Annotated in this window: 7 protein-coding genes, 2 tRNA genes and 3 rRNA genes; 9 read left to right on the forward strand and 3 right to left on the reverse strand. The window is 56.7% G+C overall.

Translation table 11 applies throughout. The features are described from left to right. The first annotated feature begins 18 nt into the window (after positions 1-18). The 9 genes from ACHPFG_RS04185 to ACHPFG_RS04225 all read left to right on the forward strand — a co-directional run bounded on the left by ACHPFG_RS04185 (position 19) and on the right by ACHPFG_RS04225 (position 11064). Complete coding sequence (locus ACHPFG_RS04185; RefSeq protein WP_167656884.1) at positions 19-1512, forward strand: CoA-acylating methylmalonate-semialdehyde dehydrogenase; 1494 nt, start codon at positions 19-21, stop codon at positions 1510-1512. 617 nt (positions 1513-2129) lie between these two features. Continuing rightward, a 16S ribosomal RNA gene (locus ACHPFG_RS04190) occupies positions 2130-3666 on the forward strand. Between the two features lie 83 nt (positions 3667-3749). Continuing rightward, positions 3750-3826 (forward strand) — tRNA-Ile (locus ACHPFG_RS04195). A gap of 30 nt (positions 3827-3856) precedes the next feature. Beyond that, positions 3857-3932 (forward strand) — tRNA-Ala (locus tag ACHPFG_RS04200). A 249-nt stretch (positions 3933-4181) separates the two neighbouring features. Beyond that, a 23S ribosomal RNA gene (locus ACHPFG_RS04205) occupies positions 4182-7073 on the forward strand. 157 nt (positions 7074-7230) lie between these two features. Then, positions 7231-7346: ribosomal RNA gene (gene rrf / locus ACHPFG_RS04210) — 5S ribosomal RNA — on the forward strand. The 16S, 23S and 5S rRNA genes sit together here with 2 tRNA genes alongside, the layout of an rRNA operon. A 152-nt stretch (positions 7347-7498) precedes the next feature. Continuing rightward, on the forward strand, positions 7499-8158 hold the full coding sequence (locus tag ACHPFG_RS04215; RefSeq protein WP_431701670.1) for a paraquat-inducible protein A: 660 nt from the start codon (positions 7499-7501) through the stop codon (positions 8156-8158). Further along, a complete protein-coding gene (locus ACHPFG_RS04220) occupies positions 8145-8768 on the forward strand; it encodes a paraquat-inducible protein A (RefSeq protein ID WP_131700458.1) in 624 nt (207 codons plus the stop codon). Before ACHPFG_RS04215 ends, ACHPFG_RS04220 begins: the two co-directional genes overlap by 14 nt. Then, positions 8761-11064 carry an MlaD family protein gene (locus ACHPFG_RS04225; protein ID WP_431701671.1) on the forward strand — a complete coding sequence of 768 codons (2304 nt, stop codon included), beginning with the start codon at positions 8761-8763 and terminating at the stop codon, positions 11062-11064. The genes ACHPFG_RS04220 and ACHPFG_RS04225 overlap by 8 nt, the downstream gene beginning before the upstream one ends. A gap of 60 nt (positions 11065-11124) precedes the next feature. Here the strand turns inward: ACHPFG_RS04225 and mksF are convergent, their stop codons facing one another. The 3 genes from mksF to mksB are packed head-to-tail and all read right to left on the reverse strand — an operon-like array spanning position 11125 to position 15936. Further along, positions 11125-13965, reverse strand: a complete 2841-nt coding sequence (mksF, locus tag ACHPFG_RS04230; RefSeq protein ID WP_131700456.1) for an Mks condensin complex protein MksF — start codon at positions 13963-13965, stop codon at positions 11125-11127. Beyond that, positions 13962-14669, reverse strand: a complete 708-nt coding sequence (gene mksE, locus ACHPFG_RS04235; protein ID WP_027606956.1) for an Mks condensin complex protein MksE — start codon at positions 14667-14669, stop codon at positions 13962-13964. The genes mksF and mksE overlap by 4 nt, the downstream gene beginning before the upstream one ends. Then, a complete protein-coding gene (gene mksB, locus ACHPFG_RS04240; RefSeq protein WP_431701672.1) occupies positions 14659-15936 on the reverse strand; it encodes an Mks condensin complex protein MksB in 1278 nt (425 codons plus the stop codon). Before mksB ends, mksE begins: the two co-directional genes overlap by 11 nt. Positions 15937-16079 lie beyond the last annotated feature (143 nt).

Genomic DNA, 16079 nt, shown 5'->3' on the forward strand with positions numbered 1-16079 from the left:
GCTTTTCAGGAGCCCTGCATGAGTCTTATCCAGCATTTGATCAACGGTGAGTTGGTCAGTGAGTCCGGCCGTACTGCCGATGTGTATAACCCGTCCACGGGCCAGGTGATTCACCAAGTGCCACTGGCCAGCCGCGAAACCATTCAACGTGCTATCGACTCGGCCAAGGCGGCCTTTCCGGCTTGGCGTAACACGCCGGCGGCCAAGCGCGCGCAGGTCATGTTCCGGTTCAAGCAATTGCTGGAGCAGAACGAAGCACGTATTTCGCAGCTGATCAGCGAGGAGCATGGCAAGACGCTGGAAGATGCCGCTGGCGAACTGAAGCGCGGGATCGAGAACGTTGAGTATGCGTGCTCGGCGCCGGAGATTCTCAAGGGCGAGTACAGCCGCAATGTCGGGCCGAACATTGATGCCTGGTCGGACTTCCAGCCGTTGGGCGTAGTGGCCGGTATTACCCCGTTCAACTTCCCGGCGATGGTGCCGCTGTGGATGTATCCGCTGGCGATTGTTTGCGGTAACTGCTTCATCCTCAAGCCTTCGGAGCGTGATCCGAGTTCGACGTTGTTGATCGCGCAACTGCTGCAGGAGGCCGGTCTTCCCAAAGGTGTGTTGAGTGTTGTGCATGGCGACAAGGGCGCGGTGGATGCGTTGATCGAGGCGCCGGAAGTCAAGGCGCTGAGTTTTGTGGGGTCGACGCCGATTGCCGAGTACATCTATTCCGAAGCGACCAAACGCGGTAAGCGCGTACAGGCACTGGGTGGGGCGAAGAACCATGCGGTGCTGATGCCGGATGCAGACCTGGATAACGCGGTCAGTGCTTTGATGGGCGCGGCCTATGGTTCCTGCGGCGAGCGCTGCATGGCGATCTCGGTGGCGGTGTGCGTAGGTGATCAGGTGGCGGATGCGTTGATCGCCAAGCTGGTGCCACAGATCAAGGCGCTGAAGATCGGTGCGGGCACGACATGTGGACTGGATATGGGGCCACTGGTGACGGGCCAGGCGCGGGATAAGGTCAGCGGCTATATAGAAGACGGTGTTGCGTCTGGTGCGGAGTTGGTGGTTGATGGTCGTGGACTGAGTATTGCCGGGAATGAAGACGGCTTCTTCCTGGGGGGGAGTCTGTTTGACCGTGTGACGCCTGAGATGCGCATCTATAAGGAAGAGATCTTCGGGCCGGTATTGTGCGTGGTCCGGGTGAGCAGCCTGGAAGCGGCGATGCAACTGATCAACGATCACGAGTATGGCAACGGTACGTGCATCTTCACCCGTGACGGTGAAGCGGCGCGTCTGTTCTGTGACGAAATTGAAGTGGGTATGGTCGGTGTGAATGTCCCATTGCCTGTGCCGGTGGCTTATCACAGCTTTGGTGGCTGGAAGCGTTCGTTGTTTGGCGACTTGCACGCCTATGGGCCGGATGGAGTGCGTTTCTACACCCGTCGTAAGGCGATCACCCAGCGTTGGCCGCAGCGGGCCAGCCATGAAGCGTCGCAATTCGCTTTCCCTAGCTTGTAAGCCTCAGTAAGCAGAAAGCCGGCCCCTTGGGGCCGGCTTTTGCGTTTTTGACTTATATGACAGAAAGATGAAAAAGAAGGTTGACGGCAGATTCTGGAAGTCTATAATTCGCCCCACTTCCGGCGCAGTCGAAACGTAAAACTCCTTGGTAAACAAAGAGTTATGCAGGATTAGACGGCGAGTTGCTTCAGTTCATCGAAGCTCAGAAGGAGTTGATAGAGTCGTGTTGTTTGGCGCTATTAACGATTCGATCTTCTCGGTCGAAAGCGGAGAAAAAGAGGTGTTGACAGCAGCGTGTAACGCTGTAGAATTCGCCTCCCGCTAACGAGAGATCGCAAGCGCAAGTGGTTGAAGTTGTTGAAGAAATCTTCGAAAGCTTCTGAAAATAATCACTTGACAGCAAATGAGGCTGCTGTAGAATGCGCGCCTCGGTTGAGACGAAAGCTCTTAACCAACCGCTCTTTAACAACTGAATCAAGCAATTCGTGTGGGTGCTTGTGGGGTCAGACTGATAGTCAACAAGATTATCAGCATCACAAGTTACTCCGCGAGAAATCAAAGAATAACCAACGATTGCTGAGCCAAGTTTAGGGTTTCTTAAAAACCCAAAGATGTTTGAACTGAAGAGTTTGATCATGGCTCAGATTGAACGCTGGCGGCAGGCCTAACACATGCAAGTCGAGCGGTAGAGAGAAGCTTGCTTCTCTTGAGAGCGGCGGACGGGTGAGTAATGCCTAGGAATCTGCCTGGTAGTGGGGGATAACGTTCGGAAACGGACGCTAATACCGCATACGTCCTACGGGAGAAAGCAGGGGACCTTCGGGCCTTGCGCTATCAGATGAGCCTAGGTCGGATTAGCTAGTTGGTGGGGTAATGGCTCACCAAGGCGACGATCCGTAACTGGTCTGAGAGGATGATCAGTCACACTGGAACTGAGACACGGTCCAGACTCCTACGGGAGGCAGCAGTGGGGAATATTGGACAATGGGCGAAAGCCTGATCCAGCCATGCCGCGTGTGTGAAGAAGGTCTTCGGATTGTAAAGCACTTTAAGTTGGGAGGAAGGGCCATTACCTAATACGTGATGGTTTTGACGTTACCGACAGAATAAGCACCGGCTAACTCTGTGCCAGCAGCCGCGGTAATACAGAGGGTGCAAGCGTTAATCGGAATTACTGGGCGTAAAGCGCGCGTAGGTGGTTTGTTAAGTTGGATGTGAAATCCCCGGGCTCAACCTGGGAACTGCATTCAAAACTGACTGACTAGAGTATGGTAGAGGGTGGTGGAATTTCCTGTGTAGCGGTGAAATGCGTAGATATAGGAAGGAACACCAGTGGCGAAGGCGACCACCTGGACTGATACTGACACTGAGGTGCGAAAGCGTGGGGAGCAAACAGGATTAGATACCCTGGTAGTCCACGCCGTAAACGATGTCAACTAGCCGTTGGGAGCCTTGAGCTCTTAGTGGCGCAGCTAACGCATTAAGTTGACCGCCTGGGGAGTACGGCCGCAAGGTTAAAACTCAAATGAATTGACGGGGGCCCGCACAAGCGGTGGAGCATGTGGTTTAATTCGAAGCAACGCGAAGAACCTTACCAGGCCTTGACATCCAATGAACTTTCTAGAGATAGATTGGTGCCTTCGGGAACATTGAGACAGGTGCTGCATGGCTGTCGTCAGCTCGTGTCGTGAGATGTTGGGTTAAGTCCCGTAACGAGCGCAACCCTTGTCCTTAGTTACCAGCACGTTATGGTGGGCACTCTAAGGAGACTGCCGGTGACAAACCGGAGGAAGGTGGGGATGACGTCAAGTCATCATGGCCCTTACGGCCTGGGCTACACACGTGCTACAATGGTCGGTACAGAGGGTTGCCAAGCCGCGAGGTGGAGCTAATCCCAGAAAACCGATCGTAGTCCGGATCGCAGTCTGCAACTCGACTGCGTGAAGTCGGAATCGCTAGTAATCGCGAATCAGAATGTCGCGGTGAATACGTTCCCGGGCCTTGTACACACCGCCCGTCACACCATGGGAGTGGGTTGCACCAGAAGTAGCTAGTCTAACCTTCGGGAGGACGGTTACCACGGTGTGATTCATGACTGGGGTGAAGTCGTAACAAGGTAGCCGTAGGGGAACCTGCGGCTGGATCACCTCCTTAATCGACGACATCAGCTGCTCCATAAGTTCCCACACGAATTGCTTGATTCATTGAAGAAGACGATAAAGAAGCAGCCCGAAATTGGGTCTGTAGCTCAGTTGGTTAGAGCGCACCCCTGATAAGGGTGAGGTCGGCAGTTCGAATCTGCCCAGACCCACCAATTTTGTGTGGGAAACGCCTGTAGAAATACGGGGCCATAGCTCAGCTGGGAGAGCGCCTGCCTTGCACGCAGGAGGTCAACGGTTCGATCCCGTTTGGCTCCACCACTACTGCTTCTACGTTATGAAAGCTTAGAAATGAGCATTCCATCCGTGTGATGGTGAATGTTGATTTCTAGTCTTTGATTAGATCGTTCTTTAAAAATTTGGGTATGTGATAGAAAGATAGACTGAACGTTACTTTCACTGGTAACGGATCAGGCTAAGGTAAAATTTGTGAGTTGCTCTTAATTGAGTATTATCGAATTTTCGGCGAATGTCGTCTTCACAGTATAACCAGATTGCTTGGGGTTATATGGTCAAGTGAAGAAGCGCATACGGTGGATGCCTTGGCAGTCAGAGGCGATGAAAGACGTGGTAGCCTGCGAAAAGCTTCGGGGAGTCGGCAAACAGACTTTGATCCGGAGATGTCTGAATGGGGGAACCCAGCCATCATAAGATGGTTATCTTGTACTGAATACATAGGTGCAAGAGGCGAACCAGGGGAACTGAAACATCTAAGTACCCTGAGGAAAAGAAATCAACCGAGATTCCCTTAGTAGTGGCGAGCGAACGGGGACTAGCCCTTAAGTGGCTTTGAGATTAGCGGAACGCTCTGGAAAGTGCGGCCATAGTGGGTGATAGCCCTGTACGCGAAAATCTCTTAGTCATGAAATCGAGTAGGACGGAGCACGAGAAACTTTGTCTGAATATGGGGGGACCATCCTCCAAGGCTAAATACTACTGACTGACCGATAGTGAACTAGTACCGTGAGGGAAAGGCGAAAAGAACCCCGGAGAGGGGAGTGAAATAGATCCTGAAACCGTATGCGTACAAGCAGTGGGAGCCCACTTTGTTGGGTGACTGCGTACCTTTTGTATAATGGGTCAGCGACTTATTTTCAGTGGCGAGCTTAACCGAATAGGGGAGGCGTAGCGAAAGCGAGTCTTAATAGGGCGTCTAGTCGCTGGGAATAGACCCGAAACCGGGCGATCTATCCATGGGCAGGTTGAAGGTTGGGTAACACTAACTGGAGGACCGAACCGACTACCGTTGAAAAGTTAGCGGATGACCTGTGGATCGGAGTGAAAGGCTAATCAAGCTCGGAGATAGCTGGTTCTCCTCGAAAGCTATTTAGGTAGCGCCTCATGTATCACTGTAGGGGGTAGAGCACTGTTTCGGCTAGGGGGTCATCCCGACTTACCAAACCGATGCAAACTCCGAATACCTACAAGTGCCGAGCATGGGAGACACACGGCGGGTGCTAACGTCCGTCGTGAAAAGGGAAACAACCCAGACCGTCAGCTAAGGTCCCAAAGTTATGGTTAAGTGGGAAACGATGTGGGAAGGCTTAGACAGCTAGGAGGTTGGCTTAGAAGCAGCCACCCTTTAAAGAAAGCGTAATAGCTCACTAGTCGAGTCGGCCTGCGCGGAAGATGTAACGGGGCTCAAACCATACACCGAAGCTACGGGTATCACGTAAGTGATGCGGTAGAGGAGCGTTCTGTAAGCCTGTGAAGGTGAGTTGAGAAGCTTGCTGGAGGTATCAGAAGTGCGAATGCTGACATGAGTAACGATAATGGGTGTGAAAAACACCCACGCCGAAAGACCAAGGTTTCCTGCGCAACGTTAATCGACGCAGGGTTAGTCGGTCCCTAAGGCGAGGCTGAAAAGCGTAGTCGATGGAAAACAGGTTAATATTCCTGTACTTCTGGTTATTGCGATGGAGGGACGGAGAAGGCTAGGCCAGCTTGGCGTTGGTTGTCCAAGTTTAAGGTGGTAGGCTGGAATCTTAGGTAAATCCGGGATTCTAAGGCCGAGAGCTGATGACGAGTTAACTTTTAGTTAACGAAGTGGTTGATGCCATGCTTCCAAGAAAAGCTTCTAAGCTTCAGGTAACCAGGAACCGTACCCCAAACCGACACAGGTGGTTGGGTAGAGAATACCAAGGCGCTTGAGAGAACTCGGGTGAAGGAACTAGGCAAAATGGCACCGTAACTTCGGGAGAAGGTGCGCCGGTGAGGGTGAAGGACTTGCTCCGTAAGCTCATGCCGGTCGAAGATACCAGGCCGCTGCGACTGTTTATTAAAAACACAGCACTCTGCAAACACGAAAGTGGACGTATAGGGTGTGACGCCTGCCCGGTGCCGGAAGGTTAATTGATGGGGTTAGCTAACGCGAAGCTCTTGATCGAAGCCCCGGTAAACGGCGGCCGTAACTATAACGGTCCTAAGGTAGCGAAATTCCTTGTCGGGTAAGTTCCGACCTGCACGAATGGCGTAACGATGGCGGCGCTGTCTCCACCCGAGACTCAGTGAAATTGAAATCGCTGTGAAGATGCAGTGTATCCGCGGCTAGACGGAAAGACCCCGTGAACCTTTACTATAGCTTTGCACTGGACTTTGAATTTGCTTGTGTAGGATAGGTGGGAGGCTTTGAAGCGTGGACGCCAGTCTGCGTGGAGCCAACCTTGAAATACCACCCTGGCAACTTTGAGGTTCTAACTCAGGTCCGTTATCCGGATCGAGGACAGTGTATGGTGGGTAGTTTGACTGGGGCGGTCTCCTCCTAAAGAGTAACGGAGGAGTACGAAGGTGCGCTCAGACCGGTCGGAAATCGGTCGTAGAGTATAAAGGCAAAAGCGCGCTTGACTGCGAGACAGACACGTCGAGCAGGTACGAAAGTAGGTCTTAGTGATCCGGTGGTTCTGTATGGAAGGGCCATCGCTCAACGGATAAAAGGTACTCCGGGGATAACAGGCTGATACCGCCCAAGAGTTCATATCGACGGCGGTGTTTGGCACCTCGATGTCGGCTCATCACATCCTGGGGCTGAAGCCGGTCCCAAGGGTATGGCTGTTCGCCATTTAAAGTGGTACGCGAGCTGGGTTTAGAACGTCGTGAGACAGTTCGGTCCCTATCTGCCGTGGACGTTTGAGATTTGAGAGGGGCTGCTCCTAGTACGAGAGGACCGGAGTGGACGAACCTCTGGTGTTCCGGTTGTCACGCCAGTGGCATTGCCGGGTAGCTATGTTCGGAATAGATAACCGCTGAAAGCATCTAAGCGGGAAACTAGCCTCAAGATGAGATCTCACTGGGACCTTGAGTCCCCTGAAGGGCCGTCGAAGACTACGACGTTGATAGGTTGGGTGTGTAAGCGCTGTGAGGCGTTGAGCTAACCAATACTAATTGCCCGTGAGGCTTGACCATATAACACCCAAGCAATTTGAATACTCGAAAGAGCATCAGATTGCGGTGTGTGAAGACGCAATGAACCGAAAGTTCGATGCTCACAAAACACCGATAGCTGTCACATACCCAATTTGCTGAAGCGAGGCCAGCTGGCCGCGACTCAGTACCCGAATTTCTTGACGACAATAGAGCATTGGAACCACCTGATCCCATCCCGAACTCAGTAGTGAAACGATGCATCGCCGATGGTAGTGTGGGGTTTCCCCATGTGAGAGTAGGTCATCGTCAAGATTAAATTCCGAAACCCCATTTGCGAAAGCAGATGGGGTTTTGTTTTGCGCGGTCGAAAAGTGCGGAAAGACGCACGACAAATTTGCACAGTTATTTCTGAACCAGACCACTAGAATAGCCACCTAACCTTTTTTAGAGTTTGAGCCCTACCTATGCCGGATCCGGTTGACGCCCTTGAGGTGTCGGATTTACCACTGGAGAACTTGGTGGCATGCCATGAGTGCGACTTGCTGATGCGCAAACCCGTGCTCACCCTCGGTGAAAAAGCCCTATGCCCGCGTTGCGGTTATGAGCTCTACGCTCACCGCCATAACGTCGTTGAGCGCAGCCTCGCCCTGGTACTCGCCGCGCTGTTGCTGTACGTCCCCGCGAACTTTCTGCCCATTATGCAGCTCAATCTGCTCGGGCAGTCCTCAGAAGACACCGTGTGGAGTGGCGTAGTCGGCCTATTCGATACCGGGATGCAAGGCGTCGCCGCCGTGGTGTTCCTATGCAGCATGGGCATTCCGCTGCTCAAGCTGCTTTGCCAACTGGCGGTGCTGCTCAGTATTCGTTGGAAAATAGGCCGCAGTTACGGGTTGCTGTTGTACCGCATCTACCACCACATGAAGGATTGGGGGATGTTGGAGGTCTACTTGATGGGCGTACTGGTGGCGATCGTGAAACTCGCCGACATGGCCTCAATCACCATCGGCCTGGGTCTGGTCTGCTTCGTCAGCCTCTTAATGGTTCAGGTTCTGCTTGAGGTGGTGATGTCGCCGCACCAGATCTGGCAAGCACTGTCAGGAGAAGATGATCATGCGGGCGATTGACGCAGGCATTCTGATTTGTACCGAATGTCATGAGCTGAACAAACAAGAGCCGGACACCGATGAGCAAACCTGCACTCGATGCGGTGCACTGATCCACGCCCGTCGCCCCAACAGCCTCGCGCGCACCTGGGCTTTACTGGTCACGGCGGCCATTCTGTATATCCCCGCCAATCTGTTGCCGATCATGACCGTCAACTCCCTTGGCCAGGGCGAGCCCAGCACCATCATGGCCGGTGTGATCCAGTTGGTGCAGCACGGTATGTTCCCGATTGCGGCTGTGGTGTTCATCGCCAGCATCCTGGTGCCGACGTTCAAGTTGGTGGGCATTGGCCTGTTACTGTTTTCCGTACAGCGTCACCAACCGCTTTCCGCGCAGCAACGCATTATCATGTACCGCTTTATCGAATTCATTGGCCGCTGGTCCATGCTGGATATCTTCGTGATCGCCATCCTGGTGGCGGTCGTAAACTTTGGACGGCTTGCCAGTGTCGAGGCCAACCTCGGCGCTGCGGCATTCGCCAGTGTGGTGATCTTGACGATGCTTGCCGCAGTAACTTTTGATCCCCGACTGATTTGGGATAACACGGAGTCGGACGACGACCATGAGTGATTTGCCTAAAGCTAAAACCCGCCCGGCCTCCAATTGGTCGGCCATCTGGGTTCTCCCCCTGATTGCCCTGATCATCGGTGGTTGGTTGGGGTGGCGTGCCTATTCCCAGCAGGGTATTGAGATCCAGGTGCGCTTTGAAAGCGGCGAAGGCATCCAGGCCAACAAAACCGAAGTGGTCTACAAAGGCATGTCCGTGGGTAAGGTCAAGGCCCTGGCTCTTGACGATGAGGGTAATAATCGCGGGGTGATCGCCACCATCGAGATGAATAAGGATGTCGACCAATACCTCAAGACCAACACCCGTTTCTGGCTGGTCAAGCCCAGCGTCAGCCTCGCTGGCATTACTGGCCTGGAAACCTTGGTCTCGGGTAACTATATCGCCGCGAGTCCTGGCGATGGTGAGCCCACCCGTAAATTCAAGGCGCTCTCAGAAGAGCCTCCGTTATCTGACGCCAAGCCCGGTCTACACCTGACCATCAAGGCCGATCGCCTCGGTTCGCTCAATCGCGGCAGCCCGGTGTTCTACAAGCAGATACAGGTCGGCCAGGTCAAAAGCTACTTGCTCTCCGAGGATCAGAGCACCGTCGAGATCAAGGTGTACATCGAACCCACCTACGCCAGCCTGGTGCGCAAACACACGCGCTTCTGGAACGCCAGCGGCATCAGCATCGACGCCAATCTCTCCGGCGTGAAAGTGCGCAGCGAATCTCTTTCCAGCATCGTCGCCGGTGGTATCGCCTTCGCCACGCCAGAGAACCGCAAGGACAGCCCACCCACTGATCCGAGCCTGCCGTTCCGCCTGTACGAAGATTTCGACGCGGCCGCTGCCGGTATCAAGGCCAAGGTCAAGCTAACGGACTTCGAAGGCCTGCAGGCCGGGCGTACACCGGTGATGTACAAAGGCATTCAGGTGGGCAGCCTGAAAACCTTGAAGATCGACCCGGACCTGTCCAGCGCCAACGCCGAGCTGACCCTCGACCCATTGGCCGAAGACTACCTGGTTCAGGACACTCAGTTCTGGGTGGTCAAACCTTCCATCTCGCTGGCCGGTATTACTGGCCTGGAAGCCCTGGTCAAAGGTAATTACATCGCCATTCGCCCTGGCGACAAAGGCAGCGCCCCGCAACGCGAATTCGTCGCCCGCGCCAAGGCGCCGCCGCTGGACCTGCGTTCCCCAGGCCTGCACATGGTGCTGTTCACCGACAACCTCGGCTCCCTGGATGTCGGCAGCCCGATTCTCTACAAGCAGGTCAAGGTCGGCTCGGTGCAGAGCTACCAGTTCTCGCGCAAGAACAAGCAACTGGTGATCGGCGTTCATATCGAGAAGGAATACGAAAACCTGGTCAACGGTTCGACACGTTTCTGGAATGCCAGCGGCGTCACCCTGACCGGCGGCCTTACCGGTGGTATCCAGGTGAAGAGTGAATCCCTGGCTAGCCTGATGGCCGGCGGTATTGCCTTCGAAACACCGCAGCCGAACGTACCGCTGAAAAAGCGCATTCCACGTTTCCGCTTGTTTGCCGACCGTGAGGCTGCCAATCAGCATGGCACCCTGGTGACCATCAAGGTCGACCGTGCTGACGGTATGCGTCCAGGCACACCGGTACGTTTCAAAGGCCTGGATGTGGGTAAGATCGAGAGTGTGGACCTCAGTGCCGATATGCAGTCGGTGCTGCTCAGCGCACGTATCACCCAAGTGGCAGACCGTATCGCGCGCGTCGGCAGCCAGTTCTGGGTGGTCAAGCCAGAGCTGGGCCTGATGAAAACCTCCAACCTCGAAACCCTGGTCACCGGGCAATACATCGAGGTGCAGCCGGCTGCGAAAAACGCCGGCCCGCAGAAGAGTTTCGTCGCGCTGGACCAGCCCCCTGAAGCTGTCCGTCAAGAGGCTGGCCTGAGCCTGACACTCAGCGCCGCACGCCGTGGCTCGTTGAAGGAAGGCGTACCGGTGACCTACCGTGAAGTCACCGTGGGCAAAGTGACCGGCTACGAGCTTGGCCAGACCGCCGACCGCGTGCTGATCCACATCCTGATCGAACCCAAGTACGCGCCGCTGGTACGCAGTGGCAGCCGCTTCTGGAACACCAGTGGCTTCGGCCTCGACTTCGGCCTGTTCAAGGGGGCGACGGTGCGTACCGAGTCCCTGGAGACGCTGGTGGCCGGTGGTATCGCATTTGCCACGCCAGACGGCGAGCGCATGGGGAACGCAGCACGGCCGCAGCAAACCTTCCCGCTGTTCGACAAATTCGAAGAGGAATGGCTGACGTGGGCGCCTAAAATTTCACTCGGCAAATAAAGCTACAAAAAAGGCCGCGATCCAATGGATCGCGGCCTTTTTACATTTCAGCGCAAAGCGTCAGACTTCATCCAGCTCCGGCTCATCCGCCTGCACATTCACCGTCGCCTTCACCCCATCATGGCGGCGGATGTACTTCCAGTCCGCCTCATCGATGTAGATCCCGTTCGGCCCGCTGCCGCCCTCCAGGTCGATTGCCACCTGGGCAGACACCTGCGGCTTCACACTGGCGAGGATCGGCACAAAGCCCAGTTGCAAGCTGGTCTCCAGCAACGCTGCCTGGTTCTTCTCATCGATATCCGCCGCCTCGTCGAGGTAGTACGGCAGGCGCACGCGGCCAGCCTGGTCGCGGTCCATCAAGTGCAGCAACAAGTACATGTTGGTCAGCGCCTTGATGGTCATGGTGGTGCCGTTGGACGCCGCACCGTCGATGTCGGTGTGGATCACCGGCTGGCCATGCACCTTGGTGATCTCGAAGGCCAGCTCGAACAGGTCCTTGAGGCCCAACTGGTTATGGTTGGCGGCCACCAGGCGGGCCAGGTATTCCTTGGCCTCTTCGTTCTTGTTGTCCTGCTCGGCACTTTGGCTCAGGTCGAACACCGACAGGGTTTCGCCTTCTTCGTACTGGCCAGCACTGTGGATGATCTGGTCGATATGCTTGAGGGCTTCCTTGTTCGGCGCGAGCACGATGCGGAAGCTCTGCAGGTTGGACACCTGACGCTTGTTGATCTCGCGGTTGAACAGCGCCAACTGGTGTTCCAGGCTGTCGTAGTCGCTGCGGATATTGCGCAGGGTCCGCGCAATGTCAGTGACCGCAGCACGGCGTGCCTTGCCCAGTGTCAGCGCCTCATCGGTGCGGTGCGCATAGGCGTTGATCAGCAATTGCAGGCGACGCTCCACGTCATCCTCGCTGTCGAACTTGGCCACGCCCTTGAGGCGCACCTGAGCGTACAGCGCCTCGATCTGGCCATCGGCACGCAGCAAGCCCTGCCAGCTGTCCTGATAGTCATTGAGCAGCGGCAGCAGGTTGTCCATGGAGTCATCGACCGGGTCCATGAACGGCGTGCCGAATGGCAAGTCGGCCGGCAACAGCTGCCGGCGGCGCAAGGCGTCATCCAGCGTGCGTTGCTTGGCTTCCATATCGCCGATTTGCCGGCCTACCAGTTGCAGCTTGGCGGACAGTTGCTGGACGCGTTCGGTAAAGGCGTCACTGGAACGCTTCAACTCATCCTGGGCCGCTTCCATCTGCGCCAGGTTTTCCAGTTTTTCGCCTTCCTCGGCACTCAGGGTTTGCGCGCGACGGAAATCTTCCAGCGCCTTTTGCGCGTCGAGCACTTGCTGGTACAGCGCTTCGGTCTGGGTCTTGCTCGCGGCACGGTCAGAGGCCACCGCTTGCTGGGTTTTCAGCTGCTTGAGTTCTTTTTCCAGGCGTTCCTTTTGGTCGCGCAACGCCGCGCGATCCGCCAGGGCCTGCAACGCCGGCGGTTCGATGTGCGAGATGTCGATGGACAGCCCCGGCACTTCAAAACGCTCGCCCTTGAAGCCATCCAGGATCTTCTCCAAGGATTTGACCCACTGGCCGTCCTCGTCCAGCGTGATGCCGTGTTCACCCAATGGCAGGCTGAACAACGAGCTGTTGAACAGGCGCATCAGGCGCTCGACATCCTGCTGCGAAAACTCTTCGCGCAGCTTGGCGTAGCTGTTGTTATCCGCGTGATCAAGCTGCTGCTTGACCGACTTCAAGCGTTTTTCCAGGTCGCGCAAACGCTCGTCCAAATCCTCGGCGCTGAACTGCCGCGACTGCGCCAGGGCGCCCGCCAGTTCATCGTGAGCGTCCTTGGCCGCCAGCAGTTGCTGCTCCAGCACTTTGACGTCATCCACCAGGGCAAAGCGATGCTTGAGCACCGACAACTCGCCCAGCCAACGCTGGATACCACTGATTTCCCGCTCCAGGCGCATCAGCTCCTGGGTGCCGCCACGCTGATCGTTCTGCAGCGCATCCTGCTCGTTGCGGTAGTGCTCGGCCTGGATGGTCAGCTCTTCCTTGCGCGCACTGGCGTAGTCCGACCAGGTGCCCAGCAGCGAGTCCAGCAGCGGCGACAGGCGATGCAGTTTGCCGCGCAGGGCGTCGCGCTGCCGGACGCCATTGGCCAGGGCTTCGACCAGCGGGCCGGCAGCGACCAGGGCGTTGTAGTCCTGCTCCATACGTCGTACATCGCGGAAGGCCTCTTCGCACGCTGCGATGTAATCCACACTACCCGAACGCAGGCTGTGCTCGAACGCATCGAGGAACAACTGCTTGAGCTTGGCCGCGGTGATTTCGCGCATGTGCAGCAGGTTGATAAACAACGCGCGGAAGGTCTTCAGGCTTTGCTCGCTGGTGGAGCGCAGCGGGATCAACGTCAGGTCCAGCGGGATCGACGTGTGACCACCCACCAGCAAACGCCGCAGTTCATCCGGCTTGAGTTCGTAGGCTTTCAGGCCTTCGCGTTCCAGGTTGGTGAACAGCTCTTTCTGGCGCAGGCAGGTGTCGTTTTTCTGGTAGTGGGCCAGGTCCAGCTTGCCAGCATAGGCAAAGAACTGGTGACCAAAACCGCCGCCCGGGCCACGCCCGACCACGCCGATGACATGCGGGCCATGGGGCAGGGAGACTTCCACGAGGATGTAGCTGGTGTCGGTGGCGAAATAGAAGCGCCGCGATTGCTCCAGGGTGTACTTGCCGAAACTCATGTCCGACATGCGCGCCAGGATCGGGAACTGCAAGGCGTTGATCGACGCGGATTTACCCAGGTTGTTGGCGCCATACACCGACAGCGGTTCTTCCAGCGGGAATAAGCCCAAGCTGTAACCGGCAGTGTTCAATAGGGCGAAGCGGCGGATGCCGTAGCGTTCCTTACTCATGCGTCGGTCTCCTGTTCTTCGGCAATGGCGCGGGCCAGGGCGTCTTCTTCGCTTTCTTCAGCGAAGTCACTCAAGTCCAGCGGGTCATCGGTCTTCAGCAGCTTCTCATCGCTGTCTTCGTCGATGATCACCGGTGCCGGTAACGGCAACACGCTGTGCACGCTGGCCGCGAGGTCACGGTCCTGCTGCACCGACAGGCACACATCGAGGAAACGGTGCATCGGCGGCAGGAAGCGATAGATGCCGTTGTCTTCGCTGGCGAACCCGAGTTGAGTCATGCGGCGCATGATTTTTTCTTCGAGTTCTTCCTGGGTCTGCACTTCGGCCTGGATAAACAGGTCGCGGTACTTTTCCAGCAGGGACGGCAGTTCATCACGACCGAGGCTGCCACCGTCGAGCACGGCAATCGGGTCGCGGCCCTGGTCGGCCAGGTGCTCGACGATGATGAAGGTGAACAGCGCCAGGCGCTGGGCGGTCTTGTTGACCTGCGCACTGGCAATCGCGGAGTCCGGCACGAAGTAATAGAAGCCACGGGTATCGCACACCAGCTCAAAGCCCAGGGCCTTGAACAGCGTGCGGTACTGGTCCTGGAAGTTCGACAGTTGCGCGTACAGTTCGGGGTCGCGGCGGCTGACGTGGTAACCCTTGAACAGCTCGCGAAAAATCGGCGCCAGCTGGGACAGTTCGGATAGATCAAGATGCATAAGGTGTACTCGCAGGATGCTCGGCGGCGTCAGTGCCGGCCGGGAGCAGGGCGAATGAGCGCAGGCTGACCTGGTGCTCGTGTGTGTGGTAATCGCGGCGTTCCAGGCGCTCGCGCTTGAAGCGTTTTTCGCGTGAGAGCCGTGAGAACCAGTACAGCAATTCGTCGGTGGCGCCATCCGGTTCCTGCTCCAGCAGCCAGGTCATCAGGTCCGGCATCGGCAGCGCGTCTTCGCAGCGCTCGAGCATTTCCTTGACTGTACGCGGCGCGCGCTGGGCTTCGCCCTTGTGGGATTTGTGCGCCTTTGGGAACCGTGCCGGTTTAGGCTCGAAATTCGCCAGCGCATACACATAGGCTTCGACCTGGCTGGCACTGCCCAGGAAGGTGCTTTGCGGCCGGGTAAACATCGGCATCGCCGCCTGCGGCACCGCGTCCAGGCCTTTACGGCGGATGGCCGACAGCGCGAGCGCCGCACCGCGGGTCACGGCGTTGTGCCGGCGTGCCTCTTCGCGCAGCGGCAACAGCAACTCGCGGGCGTGGCGCAAGGTCAGCTGGGCGCTGGTCTGCATTTCGAGGATGCGCGCGTGGGTACGCAGCAGCATGTCGTCGTCCACCAGGTGGCCGAGGCGCTGTTGCTCGGTGAGCATGCGCAACAGCACGTTTTCCACCTTGCGCACGCCTTGTTCGAAGGCACCGTCGGCGTTCACCAGTTGAATCATCGGTTCGACGTATTCGTCCCAGGTCGCCAGGACTTCGGCGTAACGCTGGCGCAACGGGATCTGCCGGTCGCTGGTCTTGGCACGGTCGGCCACGGCCGCGAGGGCCTGTTCGTCGTTGGCGAGTTTTTTCAGTACGTCGCGTACGCGCATGTCGAGCAGGCGCAACTGGCGGGCCAGGTCGTGGCTATCACGGATGTCGAAGGCGTCCTGAATATAACCGGCCAAGCGCTCCAGATGGCGCAGGTAGGCTTCGATTTCCAGGCACAGGCCAAGCCGGTGCTCCTTGCGAAGATAAGCCAGGAAGTCATGGATCTGCGCGTTGAGCTCGAAACGATTCGGGCTTTTGGCGACAGGCACCAGGATGTCCAGGCGAATCCACACGTCCAGCAGGCTGGTGATGTCCTGGGGCGTGCTGTCCAGTTGTTGGGCGGCCAGTTGTGCGCGCAACTCGCTCAGGCTGAGGGTGCCTTGGTCGAAGTGTTCGCACAGTGGCTCAAGTAAGGCCCAGTGTTCGGCGAGGGCGCGCAGGACGCGCTTGGGTTCGATCATGGGAATGGCCGGCTGGTTGGCGATTAAAAGTCGCGATTGTACTGCATCAGGCGCGGGATTTATCCACAGCCGGTCAGTGCACAGTGGGCGATTGTTACCGAACAGCGGTAGAATCCCCGCTCTTTACTTATCCACAAGTGGCC

The organism is Pseudomonas sp. BR20 (genome assembly GCF_050780135.1).
Classification (GTDB): Bacteria; Pseudomonadota; Gammaproteobacteria; order Pseudomonadales; family Pseudomonadaceae; genus Aquipseudomonas.

Coding starts and splice junctions, on each gene's coding strand:
- ACHPFG_RS04185 (WP_167656884.1), top strand. CDS start 19: ATGAGTCTTATCCAGCATTTGATCAACGGTGAGTTGGTCAGTGAGTCC.
- ACHPFG_RS04215 (WP_431701670.1), top strand. CDS start 7,499: ATGCCGGATCCGGTTGACGCCCTTGAGGTGTCGGATTTACCACTGGAG.
- ACHPFG_RS04220 (WP_131700458.1), top strand. CDS start 8,145: ATGCGGGCGATTGACGCAGGCATTCTGATTTGTACCGAATGTCATGAG.
- ACHPFG_RS04225 (WP_431701671.1), top strand. CDS start 8,761: ATGAGTGATTTGCCTAAAGCTAAAACCCGCCCGGCCTCCAATTGGTCG.
- mksF (WP_131700456.1), bottom strand. CDS start 13,965: ATGAGTAAGGAACGCTACGGCATCCGCCGCTTCGCCCTATTGAACACT.
- mksE (WP_027606956.1), bottom strand. CDS start 14,669: ATGCATCTTGATCTATCCGAACTGTCCCAGCTGGCGCCGATTTTTCGC.
- mksB (WP_431701672.1), bottom strand. CDS start 15,936: ATGATCGAACCCAAGCGCGTCCTGCGCGCCCTCGCCGAACACTGGGCC.